The sequence below is a fragment of the Devosia sp. Root105 genome (assembly GCF_001424865.1).
Classification (GTDB): Bacteria; Pseudomonadota; Alphaproteobacteria; order Rhizobiales; family Devosiaceae; genus Devosia_A.
In genome coordinates this window covers 330,110-348,923 of the sequence record NZ_LMCR01000017.1, presented here as the reverse complement: position 1 = coordinate 348,923, position 18,814 = coordinate 330,110, and the positions used below count along the sequence as shown (strand labels likewise).

The 18,814-nt window shown below is 65.2% G+C and carries 17 protein-coding genes; 5 read left to right on the top strand and 12 right to left on the bottom strand.

The features are described 5' to 3' along the window. Positions 1-50: 50 nt before the first annotated feature. Positions 51-1,052, bottom strand: a complete 1,002-nt coding sequence (locus tag ASC68_RS20200) for an AraC family transcriptional regulator (RefSeq protein WP_248310574.1) — start codon at positions 1,050-1,052, stop codon at positions 51-53. A 152-nt stretch (positions 1,053-1,204) separates the two neighbouring features. On the opposite strand from ASC68_RS20200, the gene ASC68_RS20195 reads away from it, so the two are divergent. The 4 genes from ASC68_RS20195 (at position 1,205) to ASC68_RS20180 (ending at position 5,681) form a co-directional block, all read left to right on the top strand. Further along, positions 1,205-1,954, top strand: coding sequence for an alpha/beta hydrolase (locus tag ASC68_RS20195; protein WP_055883192.1), 750 nt, complete (start codon positions 1,205-1,207; stop codon positions 1,952-1,954). A gap of 112 nt (positions 1,955-2,066) precedes the next feature. Further along, positions 2,067-4,127: an ATP-dependent helicase gene (locus ASC68_RS20190; protein WP_055883191.1), complete on the top strand. Its 2,061-nt coding sequence runs from the start codon at positions 2,067-2,069 to the stop codon at positions 4,125-4,127. A 44-nt stretch (positions 4,128-4,171) separates the two neighbouring features. Beyond that, on the top strand, positions 4,172-5,326 hold the full coding sequence (locus ASC68_RS20185) for a crosslink repair DNA glycosylase YcaQ family protein (protein WP_055883189.1): 1,155 nt from the start codon (positions 4,172-4,174) through the stop codon (positions 5,324-5,326). A 55-nt stretch (positions 5,327-5,381) separates the two neighbouring features. Further along, entirely contained in the window at positions 5,382-5,681 is a 300-nt protein-coding gene (locus ASC68_RS20180; protein ID WP_055883186.1) for a hypothetical protein, read from the top strand. A gap of 25 nt (positions 5,682-5,706) precedes the next feature. On the opposite strand, the gene ASC68_RS20175 is transcribed toward ASC68_RS20180, so the two are convergent. Next, the gene (locus ASC68_RS20175; protein WP_055883184.1) at positions 5,707-6,399 is read right to left on the bottom strand and encodes a pentapeptide repeat-containing protein; all 693 of its coding nucleotides are present in this window, start codon (positions 6,397-6,399) and stop codon (positions 5,707-5,709) included. 144 nt (positions 6,400-6,543) lie between these two features. On the opposite strand from ASC68_RS20175, the gene ASC68_RS20170 reads away from it, so the two are divergent. Next, on the top strand, positions 6,544-6,990 hold the full coding sequence (locus ASC68_RS20170; RefSeq protein ID WP_055883182.1) for a porin: 447 nt from the start codon (positions 6,544-6,546) through the stop codon (positions 6,988-6,990). Positions 6,991-7,029: 39 nt separating this feature from the next. Here the strand turns inward: ASC68_RS20170 and ASC68_RS20165 are convergent, their stop codons facing one another. The 10 genes from ASC68_RS20165 to ASC68_RS20120 form a co-directional block, all read right to left on the bottom strand. Beyond that, positions 7,030-7,302 carry a hypothetical protein gene (locus ASC68_RS20165; RefSeq protein WP_055883180.1) on the bottom strand — a complete coding sequence of 91 codons (273 nt, stop codon included), beginning with the start codon at positions 7,300-7,302 and terminating at the stop codon, positions 7,030-7,032. A gap of 105 nt (positions 7,303-7,407) precedes the next feature. Continuing rightward, positions 7,408-8,151, bottom strand: coding sequence for a hypothetical protein (locus ASC68_RS20160; protein WP_156387387.1), 744 nt, complete (start codon positions 8,149-8,151; stop codon positions 7,408-7,410). A 500-nt stretch (positions 8,152-8,651) separates the two neighbouring features. After that, complete coding sequence (gene glmM, locus ASC68_RS20155) at positions 8,652-9,995, bottom strand: phosphoglucosamine mutase (RefSeq protein WP_055883176.1); 1,344 nt, start codon at positions 9,993-9,995, stop codon at positions 8,652-8,654. Positions 9,996-10,142: 147 nt separating this feature from the next. Continuing rightward, on the bottom strand, positions 10,143-10,994 hold the full coding sequence (locus ASC68_RS20150; protein WP_055883174.1) for a class I SAM-dependent methyltransferase: 852 nt from the start codon (positions 10,992-10,994) through the stop codon (positions 10,143-10,145). 180 nt (positions 10,995-11,174) lie between these two features. Then, entirely contained in the window at positions 11,175-13,109 is a 1,935-nt protein-coding gene (gene ftsH / locus ASC68_RS20145; RefSeq protein ID WP_055883172.1) for an ATP-dependent zinc metalloprotease FtsH, read from the bottom strand. 144 nt (positions 13,110-13,253) lie between these two features. Then, positions 13,254-14,279, bottom strand: a complete 1,026-nt coding sequence (gene tilS / locus ASC68_RS20140) for a tRNA lysidine(34) synthetase TilS (RefSeq protein ID WP_055883170.1) — start codon at positions 14,277-14,279, stop codon at positions 13,254-13,256. Then, positions 14,264-15,337 carry a tol-pal system protein YbgF gene (gene ybgF / locus ASC68_RS20135; RefSeq protein ID WP_210170543.1) on the bottom strand — a complete coding sequence of 358 codons (1,074 nt, stop codon included), beginning with the start codon at positions 15,335-15,337 and terminating at the stop codon, positions 14,264-14,266. The genes tilS and ybgF overlap by 16 nt, the downstream gene beginning before the upstream one ends. A 230-nt stretch (positions 15,338-15,567) precedes the next feature. After that, complete coding sequence (pal, locus tag ASC68_RS20130; protein WP_055883166.1) at positions 15,568-16,059, bottom strand: peptidoglycan-associated lipoprotein Pal; 492 nt, start codon at positions 16,057-16,059, stop codon at positions 15,568-15,570. A gap of 329 nt (positions 16,060-16,388) precedes the next feature. Beyond that, positions 16,389-17,696, bottom strand: a complete 1,308-nt coding sequence (gene tolB / locus ASC68_RS20125; protein ID WP_055883164.1) for a Tol-Pal system beta propeller repeat protein TolB — start codon at positions 17,694-17,696, stop codon at positions 16,389-16,391. A gap of 35 nt (positions 17,697-17,731) precedes the next feature. Then, positions 17,732-18,814 (bottom strand): hypothetical protein, encoded by a 1,083-nt coding sequence (locus ASC68_RS20120; protein WP_055883162.1) that lies wholly within the window; start codon positions 18,812-18,814, stop codon positions 17,732-17,734.

Genomic DNA, 18,814 nt, shown 5'->3' with positions numbered 1-18,814 from the left:
CATGTGTACCCAAAATAGGAACACACGGGCCGCCTGGCAACCGGTGGTTGTCACGGCGCACCGGAGAGCCCGCCGCGCGAGGCCTGCGTCGGCGGATAGCCGAACTGCGCCTTGAACGCCCGGCTGAAGGCAGCATCGGAATCGTAGCCGACCCGCCGCCCGACCTCACTGACCCGCGTCTCCGGCCCTTTCAGCATTTCGTTGGCGAGCAGCAGTCGCCAGCGCGTCTGGTAGTGCAAGGGGGCCGCCCCGATCAGCGTGGCGAAGCGTTCGGCGAAACTCGAACGCGACATGCCGGCAATGGCGGCAAGCTCGGCCACGGTCCGGCGGCGGAACGGTTCATCGTGGATGGCTTTCAGCGCCCGGCTGATCCGGATATCGGCGAGGGCGCCGAGCCAGCCGCGCTTTTCCGGCGGTGCGGTGCGCACCCAGGTGCGCATCGCGCGGATCACCAGCACGTCGATCAGCCGCGAGATCATCAGCGACGAGCCGGGATGCGGCACCCTTGCCTCGGCAAGCAGGAAATGCGCGATGCCTTCGACCCAGGCCTCCTCCTCGCTGCGCAGCGCCTTCGAGATGTGGATCAGCGAGGGGAGCACAGCGAGCATGGTCGGCATATTGTCGCCCTCGAAGCGGAACGCCCCGGTGATGAGCTGGGTCATGGCCCCATTGCCGCCGAGCCGGATGACGAGTTGCTCCCGCATCTGTGCCTCCAGCACCTCACGGATCGGCACAGGCGTCGCGCCATCGACGCCGATGCTGTGGCCGCTCCCCTGCGGCAGGACGATCAGGTCGCCGGCCTCGGCGGTGACCCGCCTGCCATCGCTGGCCCGCACCTCCATCGTGCCTTCCGACACCACATGGAAATAGGCCGAGCCGGCATCGAACTGCAGGGCCCAGGGCGCCGTGAGCTCGCTTGAGAAGATCAGCTCGCCGCGCAGCCGGATCAGCATCAGCACCTGCGAGAGCAGGTCGACGCGCGACGCCATCATGGGGAAAGCGGCTTCGGATTCCAGAGCATGAACTCCGGAGGCGCGATCATGGTTGTTCACGGCCTTCACCTCTATCTCTACGGCATCGCTTGGCGAGGAAGTTCAACAATCCTCGGCCGAAACGCAAGATCCGGTTTTAACAGCTTGGCGCCAGCCAGCGGCAAATCGACTTTGCCGATCGTCCAACCTCGCCTCAACATATGGAGATGAAAATGAAGTCCATTCTGTCCGCCGTCGTGTTCAGCGCCGCCGCCGTCGGTGCTGGTGGCGCAGCTCTCGCTCAGGAGCCCGCCAGGAATGTCGTCCTCGTCCACGGCGCCTTCGCCGACGCCTCGAGCTGGGACAAGGTCGCCGCAATTCTCTCGGCCAAGGGCTACAAGGTGACCCAGGTCGCCAACCCGCTCACCTCGCTCGCCGACGACGTCGCGGCCACCAAGGCGGCTCTCGATGCCCAGGACGGCCCGACCGTGCTGGTTGGCCATTCCTGGGGCGGCGTAGTGATCGGCGAGGCCGGCGCCGACGCCAAGGTCAAGTCGCTGGTCTACGTCTCGGCCTTCGCGCCGGACAAGGGCGAAACGCTGACCAAGCTGCTGTCGGGTGGCGCGCCGAGCGAAGGCGTCAAGGCGATCCGCCCGAACGCCGAAGGTGGCCTGATCTTCGACCCGGCGCAGTACCCTGCTTTGTTCGCCGGCGACCTGCCGGTGGCGGAAGCCGAGGCCAATGCAGCGACGCAGCTGCCCTCGAACCCGGCCAACTTCGATGCGGTGGCTGAGGTCGCCGCCTGGCACGACAAGCCGAACTTCTACGTCGTGACCGCCGAAGACCTGGTGCTGCCCCCCGATGCACAGCGCTTCTTCGCCGGCCGCATCGGCGCCACGGTCACCGAGATCAAGGCCAGCCACTCCGGCCTCATCTCCAAGGCCGAGGACGTTGCCAAGGTGATCGAAGCTGCAGCGCAGTGACGATTGAAACCAAGGAGGCGCCGGCTCAAACCGCCGGCGCCTCGATCCCGTGAATTGCGAACAAAGCAAGAATGATGCTTCCTGATCCGGACCTCCAGCCGGATCGATTCGCGTGCAGACTGCCTTAGCCCCCCACTATCTCGACAAGCTGAACCCCGAGCAGCGGCAGGCGGCGGAGCATCTGGGCGGGCCGCTGCTGGTGATCGCGGGCGCGGGATCGGGCAAGACCAACACCTTAGCCCACCGGGTGGCGCACCTGATCGTCAACGGCGCCGATCCACGCCGTATCCTGCTGATGACCTTTTCGCGCCGCGCCGCCAGCGAGATGCAGCGCCGGGTGGAGCGGCTGGTGGCGCAGGTGATGGGCGCCAAATCCGGGGTGATCACCGATGCCCTGAGCTGGGCCGGCACCTTCCACGGCATCGGCGCGCGGCTGTTGCGCGAGCACGCTGAACAGATCGGCCTGACGCCCGGCTTCTCGATCCACGATCGCGAAGACTCCGGCGACCTGATCAACATCATCCGGCACGAGATGGGGTTCTCCGAAGCCAAGAAACGCTTCCCGACCAAGGGCACCTGTCTCGCCATCTACTCGCGCGTGGTCAACGCGCAGGACGACCTCGACGCGGTGCTGAAACAGGCCTTCCCCTGGGTCGCCATGTGGGGGCCAGAGCTGCGCGAGCTGTTCGCTGCCTATGTCGAACAAAAGCAGCGCCAGCAGGTGCTCGATTACGACGACCTGCTGCTCTACTGGGCCGCGATGATGCGCGAGCCCACCATTGCCGAGGACCTCGGCGGGCGTTTCGACCACGTGCTGGTCGATGAGTACCAGGATACCAACCGGCTGCAGGCCTCAATCCTCTTGGCCCTGAAGCCCGATGGCGATGGGCTGACGGTGGTCGGCGACGACGCGCAGTCGATCTACTCGTTCCGCGCCGCGACGGTGCGCAACATCCTCGATTTCCCCGGTGCCTTTGCTCCGCCGGCCCGCATGGTGACGCTCGACCGCAACTATCGCTCCACCCAGCCGATCCTCGAGGCCGCCAACGCGGTGATCTCGGAGAGCAAGGAGCGCTTCACCAAGAACCTCTGGACCTCGAGGGTTGCGACTGAGAAGCCGCGGCTGGTGACGGTGAAGGACGAGCCGAGCCAGGCCCGCTACGTGGTCGAAAGCGTCCTCGCCTGCCGCGAGGGCGGCACGGCGCTGAAGCAGCAGGCGGTGCTGTTCCGCACCTCCTCGCACTCGGCCGAGCTCGAGATCGAGCTGACCCGCCGCAACATTCCGTTCGTGAAGTATGGCGGGCTGAAATTTCTCGACAGCGCCCACGTCAAGGACATGCTGGCGCTGCTGCGCTTCGTCGATAACCCGCGCGACCGCGTCGCCGGCTTCCGCGTGCTGCAACTGCTGCCGGGTATCGGACCGGGCGCCGCGGGCAAAGTGCTCGACCGCATGGCCGAAAGCCCGGACCCGCTGGTCGAACTGTTGAATACCGCTCCCCCGCCGCGCGGCTCCGAAGCCTGGCCGTCGCTGCTCGAAGTGGTGGAGCACCTCGGCAAGGGCGGTGGCGGCTGGCCGGCCGAACTGCTGCGGGCCCGCATGTGGTACGAGCCGCTGATGGAGGCGGTGTACGAGGATGCCGAGGTCAGGAAGGAAGATCTCTACCAGCTCGAGCAGATCGCCGCCGGCTATCCGAGCCGCGAGCGCTTCATCACCGAGCTGACGCTCGATCCGCCCGATGCCACCTCGGACCAGGCCGGCGTGCCGCTGCTCGACGAGGATTTTCTGATCCTCTCGACCATCCATTCGGCCAAAGGGCAGGAATGGAAGAACGTACATGTGCTGAACGTCGTCGACGGCGCCATCCCGTCAGACCTCGGCACCGGCTCGACCCATGAGCTGGAGGAGGAGCGGCGCCTGCTCTACGTGGCGATGACCCGGGCCCGGGACGAGCTGCACCTGATGGTGCCGCAGCGCTTCTACGTGCACCAGCAGACGCCCTATGGCGACAAGCATGTCTACGCCCAGCGCAGCCGCTTCATCACCAAAGCCATGCTGCCGCTGTTCGACGACATGTTCTGGCCGGCAGTGAAGCCGGCCGCGATCAGCGGCCTGGCGCCGGCCGCGCCGCGCATCGATGTCGGCGCGGGGCTGCTCGCGATGTGGAAGAAATGAAACCCTGACACCCGCTGGCAGGATGATGCGCTAGGCTTGTCAGCATGAAAAAGCCGCTCAACCTCACCCTGCCCCACGCCCGCCGGATCTGGCTGCATGCCCAGCGGCTCGATGAACGCGAACCGTTCGGCGCCGGCCCCGAGGCGACCCGCCAGGCGGTGGAGCAGCTGGGCTATGTGCAGATCGACACCATCAACGTCATCGAGCGCGCCCACCACCACATCCTGTTCACCCGCATCCCGAACTATCGGCGCAGCGACCTGACGCAGGCGCAATCGGTCGACAAGTCGGTGTTCGAGTACTGGACCCACGCCCTGGCCTATGTGCCGGTGCGCGATTTGCCGTTCTACATCGACGAGATGAAGCAGCATCGCAGCGAGCCGATGCGCTGGTATGCCGATGCCGACCCCAACGACCTGAAAAAGCTGCTGCGCCAGATCAAGAAAGATGGCGCCATCTCGATCCGCGACATCGATACCGACGAGCTGGTGGAAAAGGACCACCCGTGGGGCAGCCGCAAGCCAAGTAAGCGGGTGCTGCAATACGGCTTCTTTTCGGGCGAACTGACCATTTCCGAACGCATCGGCATGGTGAAGACCTACGAGTTGATATCGCGGCATTTCGGCAAGCTGCCCCAGGCGGCGACATCGAGGCAGATCGATGCCTACCTGCTCGATCGGGCGCTGACATCGCAAGGGCTGATCAGCGGCCCATCGGTGATGCACCCCAAGCTCCGCTTCACGCCCGAACTGGCCAAGCAGATCGAGACCAGGCGGCGGAAGAAAGCGCTGCTACCGGTGACCATCGGCGACGATCCGACGTTGCACTATGCAACACCCGAAGCGCTGGAAGCGCCGGAGCCCAAGGGTCCGCCGCTGGTGCACATCCTCTCGCCGTTCGACCCGCTGGCCATCCAGCGCCGCCGCACCAGCCTGTTCTTCGGCTACGACCATGTGTTCGAGGCCTATGTGCCCAAGGCCAAGCGCAAGTTCGGCTACTTCACCCTGCCGGTGCTGGCCGGCGACGAGATCGTCGCGGCGCTGGACCTGAAGACCGACCGGGCAGCCGGCAAGGTGCTGATCCAGGCCTGGCACTGGGTGGGCAAGGGCAATGCCGCCGAGCACAAGGCCATGCTCGAGGACGAGCTGGGACGGTTCGAACGGTTTCAGCTCGGAGAGGAGTTCACACCGGGTTCATAGCGATAGGCGCGCTCCTGCCTGGCGTCGAATGGCTGACGCCAACAGGAGACCAACCATGCCTGCCATGAGATTGCTCGCACTCGTCTTCGTTCTCCCCGCTCTGGTCACGCCAGCCTTCGCAATGACCGGACGACAAGCTGCCGGCGCCTGCATCGACCGCGGCCCCGCCTGCAAATCGATGCAGCACAAGGACGGCGAGTTGGTCTTCGAGGTCAACAATGGTGGCACCGTCACTGTTGTGAGGTGCCCAAGCGCCACAGCCGACTGCCACATCGTGACCCGCGTTGGCGCGAAGCCACCCCTTGGTGGCGTAGAGAAGGTACTGGGCGGCAGCGTCGCACTCAGCCCGCAGTAGCGCGGCACCATACTGGGCCGCTCACCTACCGCGCCCGCACCTTGAGCCCGGTTTGGCTGAGGATCAGTTCCGCCTGCGCCGCCGACACCACTGCGCCCTTGAAGCGGCCGGCCTGCGCCAGGATCGACAAACCGCCCAGGTCGGCGCCGCGCAGGTCGGCATCCTGGAACCGCGCTTCCTCGATATTGGCCTCGCGGATCGAACAGTTCTCAAAACTCGCCTCGCGGAAATCGCATCTGGCGAGGTCGGCGGAGCTGAGGTCGACGCCGACCAGCGTCTCCTTGCGGAAACTGAAGCCGGGGAGCTTGGCCGAGACCAGCAGCGTATTGGTGAACCGCACATCCATTGACCTGGCATCGGCCATGTCGCAGCCGGTGAGCTTGCAATCCTCGAATGATACGGACGACAGCGTCGCGCCGCGAAAGCTCGCATTGTTGAAGTCCGACGCGCGGAACGCCGCATCCTCGAGATTGGCGCCACGGAACAGCGCGAAGGCGCCGCGGCAGTTAAGGAAGCGGGCAAGCTCGAGCTCGGCCTTGCCGAAATCGGTGCGCGCGAAGCTGCAACGCTCGAACACCCAACCGGTGAGATCGAGGTCGGCGAGCTTGGCTTCATCGAGATTGCAGCCGAGGAGGCGGGTGGGATCATCGCCCTGAAGGGCGACGACGTCGGCACGAGCGAGGGTGCGGTCTTCAACGGTGACGGTGGGGGGATTCATGTCACTCGTTATAGCGATTGACACTGAGTCGGGCGACGAACCCTCAGAAAATGCACGCGAAAAGTAACCGCTTGGTTCGTTACTTCGGCTTGTACCTGCCGAGGCCCTGGCGATAATGCCCGTGTTAATTTGGGGCAAATCACTATGCGCATTCTGCTTGCCGTCGCGGCCTCCGCGGCGATTTTCTGTTCTACGCCCACCTACGCTGCCATCGAATATGTTCGGGTTTGCCCCCTGTACGGGGCGGGATGGTTCTACATCCCTGGCACCGAGACCTGCTACAACGCCAACACCGGCGAAACAAAGAAGCAAAGCCCGGATGGCACCATCAACGGCGAGAGCGAGATGCTCGAGCAGGTGCGGGACGCCAATGAAGGCGTGGCACTGAGCCTCGCTTTGCCGACCGCGACGGTCGATACGGGCAAGACCTTCGGCGCCGCCGTCAACTTCGGCACCTTCAATGGAGAAAGCGCCGTTGGGGTCGGTGGCGCCATCGTCGCGACCGACGGCCTGACTATCACCGGCGCGGTCGGTGTCGGGCTCAGTCGTGGGACGACCGGCGGTCGGGCTGGCGTCAATTTCTCCTGGTAAGCCGTCCGGTGCGGGACCTGTGCGCCTGGGGTTCGGCGTTCACACGCTCCAGTCGCGCGGGGCTACACCCAGCGTAACGAAGTCCGCGGTCGAGCCATCAGGCGCTCCAACGATCATGATGGGCACCGGGATCGCCAGGTCACTCAGGAACAATGACGCCTCTGTGGCCCCGTATGCCTCGTGCAGCGCCGGTGTTTCGCAGCGTAGCTCCCCTCGTCCGGCCGGAAAGCCCGGGGTGGTGATGAGAGTAAATTCTACCTCGGCGAGCGTTTCGCCATCCGCGTGAAGTTTGCCGATACCATTGATTTGCATAGCGAAAAGCTATGCTGCCGAACCTGACAGTTCGCTGACAGAAAGCAAGAACGGCGCCCCTTCTGGGCGCCGTTCCAGGTCGGACTGGTGTCGTCCAACGGCTGCTTAGTTGAAGCGGTAGCGGACCGTGCCGCGCAGCTCGTGGATCCAGTTGTTGTCGATCTCGTAGTAGCTGGTGGTCGTTGGATCAGTCGGGGCGTTGTTGATCTGGTTGATGTAGAGGCCGCGATAGCCCACGTCCGCCACCCAGTTGCCCATGTCGTAGCCGACGCCGACCATCACGGCCGCCGCCGCGCTCACGTTGCCGCCGGTCGGGACTGGCACGTCGGCGTTGATCGGCGAGTTGATCTCGGCATGGTTCCAGGCCACGCCGGCGCCGGCGCCGACATAGCCGAAGGCGCCGCCGGCCCCCGAAGAGTAGCTGAAATCGCCGCCGAGGCCGAAGTCGTAGTAAATGTTGGCGAGCGCAACGGTCGAGCGCAGCATCAGGGTGTAGTCACCCGGATCCGGATCGGGCGCGACTTTGGTGATCTTCAGGCCCTTGGTCTCGACCGAGTCGATCGTGCCATCAAAACGCAGACCCGTACCGGTCTCGTAACCGAAGCCCGCGCCCCAGCTGTAGCCGTAGCCGTACTCGACGATTTCATTAATCTCGGCATTTGCCGGGTGCACCACTTCCGGCGCCCAATGCCAGTTCAGCGCGGCCGAGCCGCGCAGGTAGAACGAGCCGCCGATGTCGTAATCGACTTCGGGGATCTCGGGATATTCGGGCATATCGGCCGCCATCACGGGGCCGGCGAGCAGCAGGGCGGTTCCTACCGCAGCCGCTGAGGCAAAATATCTACGCATATTGCAGGGTCCTTGTTGCCACGACGACACCAGTCGAGTGACCCCATCTTGCCTGCCTTTTCTTAAAACCCACTTAACCCTAACGGATAACCCTAATGTCGAGTGAAGGAGATGCGTTAACGAAGTCTTGCCCAGGCAGGCGGTTACTTGAGGCCGGCGCGCCCCCTGTCCCCTCCCCTCAACAGCAGGGCAATCGCATATGGAAGCGCCGGATCAGGAATGCTGCAAAACCCGGTGGCTTCCAGAACCCCCTCTCTGGCGAAAAAGGACTTAGCTGCGCTAAGCCCAAGTTTTCGCTTTCTCCCCCGCCGAGGGGGAGAGTCCCGACTGATACTGAGGCGCAAGTGGAAGGCACGGATCATCTCCCCTTGGCGGGGGAGAAAGCAAAATCTTAGGTTTAGCCGTTTGGCTAAGCCTTAGATTTTGCAAGAGAGGGGGTCCTGGAGGGCACGATGGGTCAGTCGCCTCTCTACCGCTAACCCGCCAGAATGGCTGAGCGGTTAAGCGACCTTCTTGATCGTCGCAGCGATCTCGGTGACCACGGCAAGGACCAGGCCTTCGTCGTCGCTCTCGGCCATCACCCGGATCACCGGCTCGGTGCCGGAGGGGCGGATGACCAGCCGCCCGGTGTCACCGAGGCGGGCCTGGCTTTCCTTGATCGCCTGCTGCACCAGCTTGTGCTCAAGGGGCTTGCCCTCCTTGTAGCGCACCGACTGTAAGAGCTGCGGCACCTTGTCGAAGCGCTTGCAGATTTCGGATACCGCGCGTCCCGCCTGCTTGGCCACCGCAAGCAGCTGCAGGCCGGCAATGAGACCATCGCCCGTCGTGGTGAAATCGGAGAGGATGATGTGGCCCGATTGCTCGCCGCCGACATTGAAACCCTTGGCGCGCATCGCTTCGAGCACGTAGCGGTCGCCCACCTGGGTGCGCTCGAGGCTGAGCCCGATGCCGCCCAGATACCGCTCCAGCCCGAGATTGCTCATCACCGTGGCAACCAGCCCGCCGCCCTTGAGCTCACCGCGGGCGTGCCAGGATTGCGCGATCACCGCCATGAACTGGTCGCCATCGACGATCTCGCCCTTTTCATCGACGATGATCACCCGGTCGGCGTCGCCATCGAGCGCGATGCCGATATCGGCGCGCAGCTCCTTCACCTTGGCGATCAGCGCCTCGGGGGCGGTCGAGCCGACCTTGTCGTTGATGTTGAAGCCATCGGGCTCGTTGCCGATGACGAACACTTCGGCGCCCAGTTCCCACAGCGCCGTCGGCGCCACCTTGTAGGCCGCGCCATTGGCGCAATCGAGCACGACGCGCAGGCCGCTCAGGTCGATGCCCTTGGGCATGGTGCGCTTGGCATATTCGATATAGCGGGTCTGGGCCGCTTCGTCACGATGCGCGCGGCCGATGTCGCGGCCGACGCTCAGCTGGCCCAGCATGTTGGAATCCATCAGCTGCTCGATATCGTCCTCGAGCGCGTCGGAAAGCTTGTAGCCGTCGTGCCGGAACAGTTTGATGCCGTTATCGTCGAACGGGTTGTGCGAGGCCGAGATCATCACCCCGAGGTCAGCGCGCAGCGAACGCGTCAGCATGGCGACGGCCGGCGTCGGCATCGGGCCGAGCAGATAGACGTCCATCCCGACGGCGGTGAAGCCGGCGGTCAGTGCGCTCTCGATCATATAGCCGGAGCGGCGCGTGTCCTTGCCGATGACGACGCGGTTGCGGTGGTCGCCGTTGACGAACTTGAGACCCGCCGCCATGCCGACCTTCATCGCCAGCTCGGGAGTGAGTTTTTCGCCGTTCGCCAGCCCGCGAATGCCGTCCGTGCCGAAATATCTGCGCGCCATGAGAAGCCCTCGATTGGGGGAGCGCCTATCTAGCGCCCAGCCCCCAGCATACGAAATAGATTGGTGCCGTTTCGTTAACCGGCCGATCCCGGCGGATGTAGGGCTGCGCTGCCGATTGCCGGCAGGTGTTGCCACCCCGCCGCAGATTTAGCCGGCGCGGCGCTCCAGCGTCATGAACCGGTAGGTGTTGTTGGCGAGGAACAGCTCCGGTGTGCGGCACTCGGCCCCCAGCCGCTCGCTGATGCGCTGGCGTTCTCTCTGGCTGACCAACAGGCCGTAGGCGTGCCTCGCCAGCCAATGGGTGAGGGGACGCTTATCAGCGAGCAGGCCGCCAAGCTGCGTCACCATCGGCGACAGCACATCGCGATAGAGCATCCGGTCGATCTCGATCGAAGGCGCGGCAAGCGCTGTCACGTCCTCGTTGCTGGTGATGGCGAAGCCCGAGCCTTCGACCGCGTTCAGGAACGTGCTGTAGCGGTGCCCACCACCGATTGCCCTGCCCCCTTGATAACCCGCCGAACGGAAGCAGTCGGCGATCACCACCCGGCCGTCCGGCGCCAGCAATTCGCCGAGCCTGGCGAAGGAGGCGTCAAGCGGGATGTACTGGTAGCTCTCGGCGAACAGGCAGACGTCGAAGCGCTCGCCCGGCGCGAAATCCTCGAGCCGCGACAGATGCACCGTCGCAGCGCCGTCGAGCGCTTCGCGTGCGATGCCGACCTGCACCTCGCTGGGCGTCAGCATCTCCACGGTGTAGCCGAGCGAAGCCAGCCGGCCAGCCATGGCGCCGGTGCCGCCGCCGATATCGAGAACGCTCGCCGGCGCTGGCGGCAGCAGCGCCAGGAGTTTGTCGACATAGCGCTCCTGCGCCTGCCGAACCCTGGGAAAGCTCGGTGTCTCGCCCTCCAGCCACAGCCCATAGTGCAGCCACGGCGTATCGGCGAACACCTTCAGCATGTGGGCGAACAGATCGAGGTCGGCGTGCTGGTTCGGCGTTTTCAAGCGGCGTGGCTCCTGGGGCCCATTCAGGAAGTGTGTTGCAGACTCTTTGGTTCGAACGCCTGACCAAATCAAAAGATCTGGGGCGGTTTGGGGCAGCCGGGGCAAAAACACAGCCGGCAAACGACCATAAAACAAAAGGGCCGCCCCGAAGGGCGGCCCTGCTGTGGATTTTGGGAAGCGTCAGCTGCCCGGCTGCGGCTCGGGCGCGGCGCCCGGCTCAGCGTCCGGGCGCTTCTTGCCCGACTTGCCGGCAGTCGGCACACCGGTCGACTTCACCGGCGGATCAATGTCGGACGGACGGAGCGGCGTCTTGCCCTCCATCAGGCCGCGGATCTCGTCACCGGTGAGCGTCTCGAACTCGAGCAGCGCCTGGGCGATGGTGTGGAGATCGTCGATGTTATCGCGGATCACCTTCTGCGCCGTCTGATAGCCTTCGTCGACGAAGCGCTTCACCTCGGCATCGACCACCTGCTGGGTCTCGTCCGACATGTGCGTGTTGCGCTGCATCATCGAACGGCCGAGGAACACCTCGTCCTGCGCATCGCCATAGAGCAGCGGCCCGAGCTTATCGGACATGCCCCATTCGGTCGCCATGGCACGAGCCAGGCCCGTTGCCATCTTGATATCGGCCGAAGCACCCGAGGTCACCTTCTCGTAGCCGAAGATTTCCTCTTCGGCGACGCGGCCACCCATGGCGACAGCCAGGTCGGCATAGGCCTTGCGGCGGGTCAGCGACACCTGATCACGCTCCGGCAGGCGCATCACCATGCCCAGCGCACGACCGCGCGGAATGATGGTGGCCTTATGGATCGGATCGGACGCATCCATCTTGATGGCGAGCAGCGCGTGCCCGGCTTCATGATAGGCGGTGAGCTTCTTGTCTTCCTCGGTCAGGCTGAGGGTGCGGCGCTCGGCGCCCATCATCAGCTTGTCCTTGGCATCCTCGAATTCACTCATCGTGACGAAACGCTTGTTGCGGCGAGCCGCCAACAGGGCACCCTCGTTGACGAGGTTCATCAGGTCGGCGCCGGAGAACCCGGGCGTGCCGCGGGCCAGCACCTTGAGATCCACATCGGGAGCCAGCGGCACCTTGCGCACGTGCACCTTGAGGATCTTCTCGCGACCCTGCACATCCGGGTTCGGCACCACGACCTGGCGGTCGAAGCGGCCCGGACGCAGCAGCGCCGGATCCAGCACGTCGGGACGGTTGGTCGCGGCGATGAGGATGATGCCCTCGTTCGCCTCGAAGCCGTCCATCTCGACCAGCAACTGGTTCAGCGTCTGCTCGCGCTCGTCGTTACCACCGCCGAGGCCTGCGCCACGGTGACGGCCGACGGCGTCGATTTCGTCGATGAAGATGATGCACGGGGCGTTCTTCTTGGCCTGCTCGAACATGTCGCGGACACGCGAAGCGCCCACGCCAACGAACATTTCCACGAAATCCGAACCCGAGATGGTGAAGAACGGCACATTGGCCTCGCCGGCGACGGCGCGTGCAATCAGCGTCTTACCGGTACCCGGCGGGCCGACCAGCAGCACGCCGCGCGGGATCTTGCCGCCCAGCCGCTGGAACTTGCCCGGGTCACGCAGGAACTCGACGATTTCTTCGAGGTCCTGCTTGGCCTCGTCGACACCGGCGACATCCTCGAAGGTGATCTTGCCCTGCGTCTCGGTCAACAGCTTGGCGCGGCTCTTGCCGAAGCCCATGGCGCCGCCACGGCCTCCACCCTGCATCTGCCGGATGAAGAAGAACCACACGCCGATAATGACGAGGAACGGCAGCCACGAGGTCAGCAACATGCCCCAGAACGGGCTCGACTCCGGCTGCTGCGCAGTGATCTGCACGCCGCGCTGTTCGAGCCGCGAGATGATGTCGGAGCCCTGCGGCGGCAACACCGTCTCGAACTTGGTGCCGTTGTTCAGCACGCCCGAAACCACGTCGTTGGTGATGGTCACCGACTGGACGCTGCCTGCATCGACGTCGGAGACGAACTGGCTGTAGCTCTTGTCCGTCGTCGCTATCGAGCGGGTCGACGACTGAAAGACCTGAAACAGGCCCATCAGCATGAACAGAATTACCAGCCAGATGGCGAAATTCCGGAAATTGACGTTCATCAATCCTGTCCTGAAGTCCGGCACGGGAGACGCCGGATAGTTGGGGCGAATGTAGGCCTCGCTCCTGGGCCTTACAAGGTATCGGCGGGCCGAAACTGGTGCGGCGGTTTGGCCGAAAAGTCGAGAGAGCTTGCGCTTTTCCGGTTAATTCCGTGTCACGGAGCTGTCGGACCTCACGCGGGATTGACGCGCCGCCTGCCGGCCAGCCTCCCGCGCGACGGTGATAGTCACGCCGTCGCTGCTGATAAGACAACCATGCAAACTTGTCCGCTTCAGGGCTGGCTCCATCCGCAAGCGATCGGTCAAGGCTTCAACCGGCGCGAGATCATGCGGCTTCTGTCCGCCCCCCACCCGGTCGAGCAGGTTGGCCACCACCCGGATCGCCACGGCGCGCGGCAGCTTGACCAGCATGGCGCGCGCTACGCTGCTCGATCCGGTCACCGGATCGAGGGGTGTCACCACGGCTGCCGCCATCCCGGCAAGCGCCTGGTCCGCATCGCGCATCCGGTCGGCGAAGCGCGACAGCCGGCGCGCGTCGAGCCCCAGCGCCGCCAGTTGCGGCAGCATCTGGCGCCAGCGGACCCGCTCATAGTCGGTATCAAAATTGCCGGGATCCCGCGCCGGCACCAGGTCGGACGCAGCAACCAGGTTCGCCAGATCCGCCGGATCGACGCCAAGCAGCGGCCGCACCACGATCAGCCCGCCGATCTCGGCGAGATAGTCCATGCCGCGCAGCCCCTCGATGCCGCTGCCATGCGCCAGCCGCATCAGCACCGTCTCCGCCTGATCGGCAAGGTGATGCGCGGTAACGAGAACCTCGGTGCCGTCGGCGGCCATGGCATCGGCAATCAGTCCGTAGCGCGCCGCGCGCGCCGCCTGCTGGATGCCGGTTGCCGGCTTCGGCCCGTCCCAGCAGAGGGCGCGAGCAGTAAGCCCGAGCTTGCCGGCCGCCGCGGCGACATAAGCCACCTCCCCCGCCGCTTCGGGCCGCAGCCCATGATCGACCGAGTAGACGACAAAGCGGTCATGCGCTCCATGCCGGCCGGCGAACTCGGCCGCCAGCAGCAGCAGCGCCAGGCTGTCTGGCCCGCCGGAAACAGCGAGCCCCACCCGCCGGAACTCGGCAAGCGGGGCAAAGACCGCCTCGCTGTCGATCAGCTCACCGGGCATTTCGCCTTCTGCGCTTCCTCATCGAGGCGCTGCGTGAACGCCGGGCTGAGTTGCGGGTAGCGCTGCTTCAGCGTGTAGAAGGTGCGGCACCCCACATCCACCTGGTCGGCGCCGACCAGCGCCACGCCGAGCTTCAGCATCATGTCCGGGGCGCGCTTGCTATCCTTGTGCCTGGTGTAGCCATCGGCCAGCACCTGCGCCGCATCGGTGAACTGCCCCTGCTGAATCAGGGCTTCGCCGAGCCAGTTGATCGCATCGGGCGTCTGCGGATCGTCGGGATAAAGTGCGACGAACTGCTGGAACTGGTCGGAAGCAAAGGCATAGTCGCCGCGGGTCATGGCGTCGTAACCCGCATCGTACTGCGCCTTGGCGTCGCCGCTCGAGATTTCCCCGCCGCCCCCCAACGACAGGTCGAGTGGACGCCCACCGAGCGGATCCTCTCCCGTCATGGTGCCGAGCTGGTCGATGCCACCCTTGAGCAGCGGATCGGCGGAATCGCCGAGGGCGTCCATCGGTTCGCCGTTGAGATCTGCCAGTGGCAGATCGTCCATCGGTGCGGCCGCCGCAGGCGCATCAGGCGTTGCGGCAGTGGCGGGAGCCTCCTGGGCCGGAGGCTGTTGCGCCGGAGTCTGTTGGGCGGAGGTCTGCGGCAGCGTATCGGACGGCGTCACGCCGTCAGTTGGCGCTGCCGCCTGTGGTTTTCCCCCAGCACCGCCTTCCAGCTCCTGGAAGCGGAACTCATTGTCCTCGGCCTGCTTGGCGAGCTGCGTCTGCATCTGGGTGAGCTGGAACTCCAGCCCTTCGACGCGCCCGGTGAGCGTGCGGATCAGGTCCTCGAGTTCCTGGATGCGCACCAGCAACTGGGCGCTCGACTGCTGGTTCTGCGCCACATGGATGCGCGTCTCGGTGATCGCCCTGGGCGGCAGCAGCGCATCGGCAGACAGCGGGCTGGCGGCGGCGAGCGCCGGCACGGTCAGCACCGAGGCCAGGAGGGAGGCGAGCAGGGCGGCATAGATCGCGGGTCGGGAGGCCGATCCACGAATTGGGGGCAGTTTCACCATCAAAGCTCCGTCGGGTCCGGGAGGGGTCCAGTGGGGATCACGCGGCCATCGACCGCACTACGCCGAATTAGCGCAAGATCTGGGATTAGCGCAGGATTTCGACAAAAAGAAAGCGCCGGGCCCAATTACGCGGCGCCCGGCGCTTATGCCTCCAGTCGATAGAGCTCCGGGGATTACGCGCGAGACATCGCGTGGCCGCGACCTCCGCCCCGAAGCTCGCTCAACGCCTACTGTACCACCGTCACAGCACGGCGGTTTTGTGACCAGCACGAGATATCGTTGCAAATGGCCACAGGACGTTCCTTGCCGAACGACTTGGTGGTGATGCGGCGCTGGTCGACGCCCTTCGACACCAGGTAGTTCACCACGATCGAACCGCGGCGTGCGCCCAGCGCGATATTGTACTCGCGCGTGCCGCGCTCGTCGGCATGGCCTTCGATCAGGATGCGGTAGTTCCTGTACTGGTTGAGCCACGCCGCCTGCTTGTCCAGCGTCGCGATGGCGGTCGGGGTGAGGTTCGAGGAGTCGGTCTCGAAGAACACGCGGTCACCGACGCTCACCAGGAATTCCTGCTGGCTGCCGGGGGCGCCGCCGCCGGGCCCGAGATTGCCGACACCGGTACCGCCGGCGCCATTGCGCGAACAGGCTGCCACGGCGACCACGAGAACCACCAGCGCGGCAGCACGCAGCATGGCGAGAAGGGGCGTTACTGAACGCATCCGGGTTGACTCCTAATCGGAAGGATTTGAGACGCCTTTTTTACCGTTGGTAATCTTAAGGCGGGGTTGTCGTGGTTGGTTAATTGTTGGTCATTCTGGCGCGAATGTGGCCGGAATCCGGGCTTTTCCGTGATGTTGCTGTGAAGACACGGAATGGGGAGCGGCTTTCGCCGATAGACCGGTGCGGGAAGAGTACCCACCACCCTGTCCCTCCCCCGCCAGGGGGGAGGAGACCAAAACACTGGCGCTGGTGAGAGCGTCTCCCTCCCCCTTGCGGGAGGGGACAGGGGTGGGGTTACTCTTCCCGCACCGCCTTCTCGTTCGAGAGACTAGCCCCTGAGCGGCGACCACGCCGGATCGGAAGCAAAACTCTCGGTCTTGAGGTTGAGCTCGTTCCGGCCCCAGATGTCGATCGAGTGGAGGCTCGGGCCGGCATCGCCACCCGGATCGCGGAAGAAGCCGATGACGCGGCTGTTCGGTGCCCAGGTCGGGCCTTCCTGTACCTGGCCCGACGACGACAGGATTCGCTCGCCCGAACCATCGGGCTTCATGATGCCGATGTGGAACTGCCCGCCCGACTGCCTGGTGTAGGCGATGAGATCACCGGCCGGCGACCAGACCGGGGTGGAATAGCTGCCCTCGCCATAGGAGATGCGCTGCGCCCCGCCGCCACCGGCGCCCATGATGTAGAGCTGCGGGCTGCCGCCGCGATCGCTCTCGAAGGCGATGCGCGAGCCATCCGGGGAATAGCAGGGCGAGGTATCGATCGCTGCGCCGCTGGTCAGCTGCGTCGGGTTGCCGCCGCCGACGCCCGCCGCGTAGATATTGGTGGTACCGCCATTCGACACCGAGAACACCACGGTACCGCCATCGGGCGAGAAGCGCGGCGCGAACGACATCGGTGCCCCCTCGATCAGCTTCTTGGACGCCCCGCCGAGGCCGGCGATGTAAACCTGCGGGTTGCCATCCTCGTATGAGGTGAAGGTCACCGAAGCGCCATCCGGTGACAGCCGCGGCGACAGGGTCAGCGCCTTGCCCGAGCTCAGGTACTGCACGTTGAAGCCGTCCTGGTCCATGATGGCGAGGCGCTTCACGCGATTGGCCTTGGGCCCACTCTCGGCGACGTAGAGAATACGGGTGTCGAAATAGCCGGTGCCGCCCGACAGCGAGGCATAGATGGCGTCCGACACGATGTGGGCGATGCGGCGATAGTTCTGCGCATCGGTCTTGTACGACTTGCCGACCACCTGGGCGGAAGCTTGCGTATCCCAGACCCGCACCTGCGAAGCGACCTCCGCTCCGCGCTCTACCGAGCCCATCACCAGCGCATCGACGGTGGCGGCGCGCCAGGCGGCGAAATCCGGCTCGTTGGTGACATCGCCGACCCGGACCGGCAACGAGGCGGGATCGAGCGGCACAAACAGCCCGGAGCGCTTCAGGTTGTCGCGCACGATCTGCGCGATCTCGGCGCCGAAGGCCGGGTCGGAAGAGGCGAAATCCGGAATGGCGATCGGCAGCGGCGTGAAGTTGCCGCCGGTAACGACGATCTCGACCAGTGCCTGCGACGGGGTCGCGAGCGCCAGGGCGCCGCCCACGAGGCCGAGTTTCAGCGCGTTGCGCCGGGTGATCAGGGTCATCTTACGTCTCCATCTTTCTCGGGCGTCGGGGTCACTCAGAACTCCCGCGCTGCAAACTGGGCTCGTACGTCCTGCCCGGCAGCCACGGTGAACGGGCCACAACGTTGCAGCGCACGTGACACCGCTCGGGCATAGGCATCTTCGATCTGGCTGCTCGGCGTGCTGGTCATCTGCGGGCGGCCGCTGACCATGCCGTCGGCACCGATCGAGAAGGTGAACTCAGCCCGCGCATCGGCATCCTCGGCGCCGGCTGGCAGGGTGATGCAGGCGCGAATCTGGGCGACCAGCGCACCGACCTCAGATTGGCTGAGCGTCGCCGAGCGGCCATCCTCACGACCGAGCGTCGGCTCGCCGCCCGCACCGGTAGTGCCGCCGCGCGATTCCTCGTTGTTGATGAGGTTGGCGACTTCATCGGCGAGCTTGCTGGCCTCGTCGGCCTTGGCCTGCTCGACCCGCTGCTTTTCCTCGGCGGCCTTGCGCTTCTTTTCTTCCTCGGCCTTCTTCTTGTCGGCTTCGGCCTTGGCCTTTTCGTCCGCCTGCTTCTGCTTTTCCGCCTGCTGCTGCTTCTTGAACTCGGCGCGCTTCTGGTCGAGCGAAGCGGTATGCGTCCTCGGCTTGGGGGCGCTCTCAGCCGGATCGGGCACCTCGGGGGTCGCGACCGGCGTTGGTTCGGCAGGAGTCGGCTCTGCGACAGGCTCGGGGACCGGCTCGGGCTGCGGCTCGACCACCGGACGCGGCGCGGGGGTAGGAGCGACTTCCGGCTCGGGTTCGACCACCGGCTCGGCTGCCGCCTCGGGCGCCGGCGCGGTCTGCTCGGTCGGCGCCGGAGTCGGATCCGGATTATCCATCGGGGTCGGCTGGTCTTCTTCGGTGTTGCCGGTCGGCTGCGCCAGCTCAGCCGGCTTTTCCGCCTCGACGATCGACGGCGCCTCGGTCTCGACCACCGTGCTGTCGAGCGTACCCATGCGGATATTGGCGAAATCGGTAACCGAAATCAGGTCGACCGCAATCGACTCCACCGGCTCCGGGTCCATTGGTCGCCCCATGCCGATGCCGACGACCGCGAGAACGATCAGTCCGACATGCCCGATGGTGGAAACCGTGAACCCGGTGCGCAT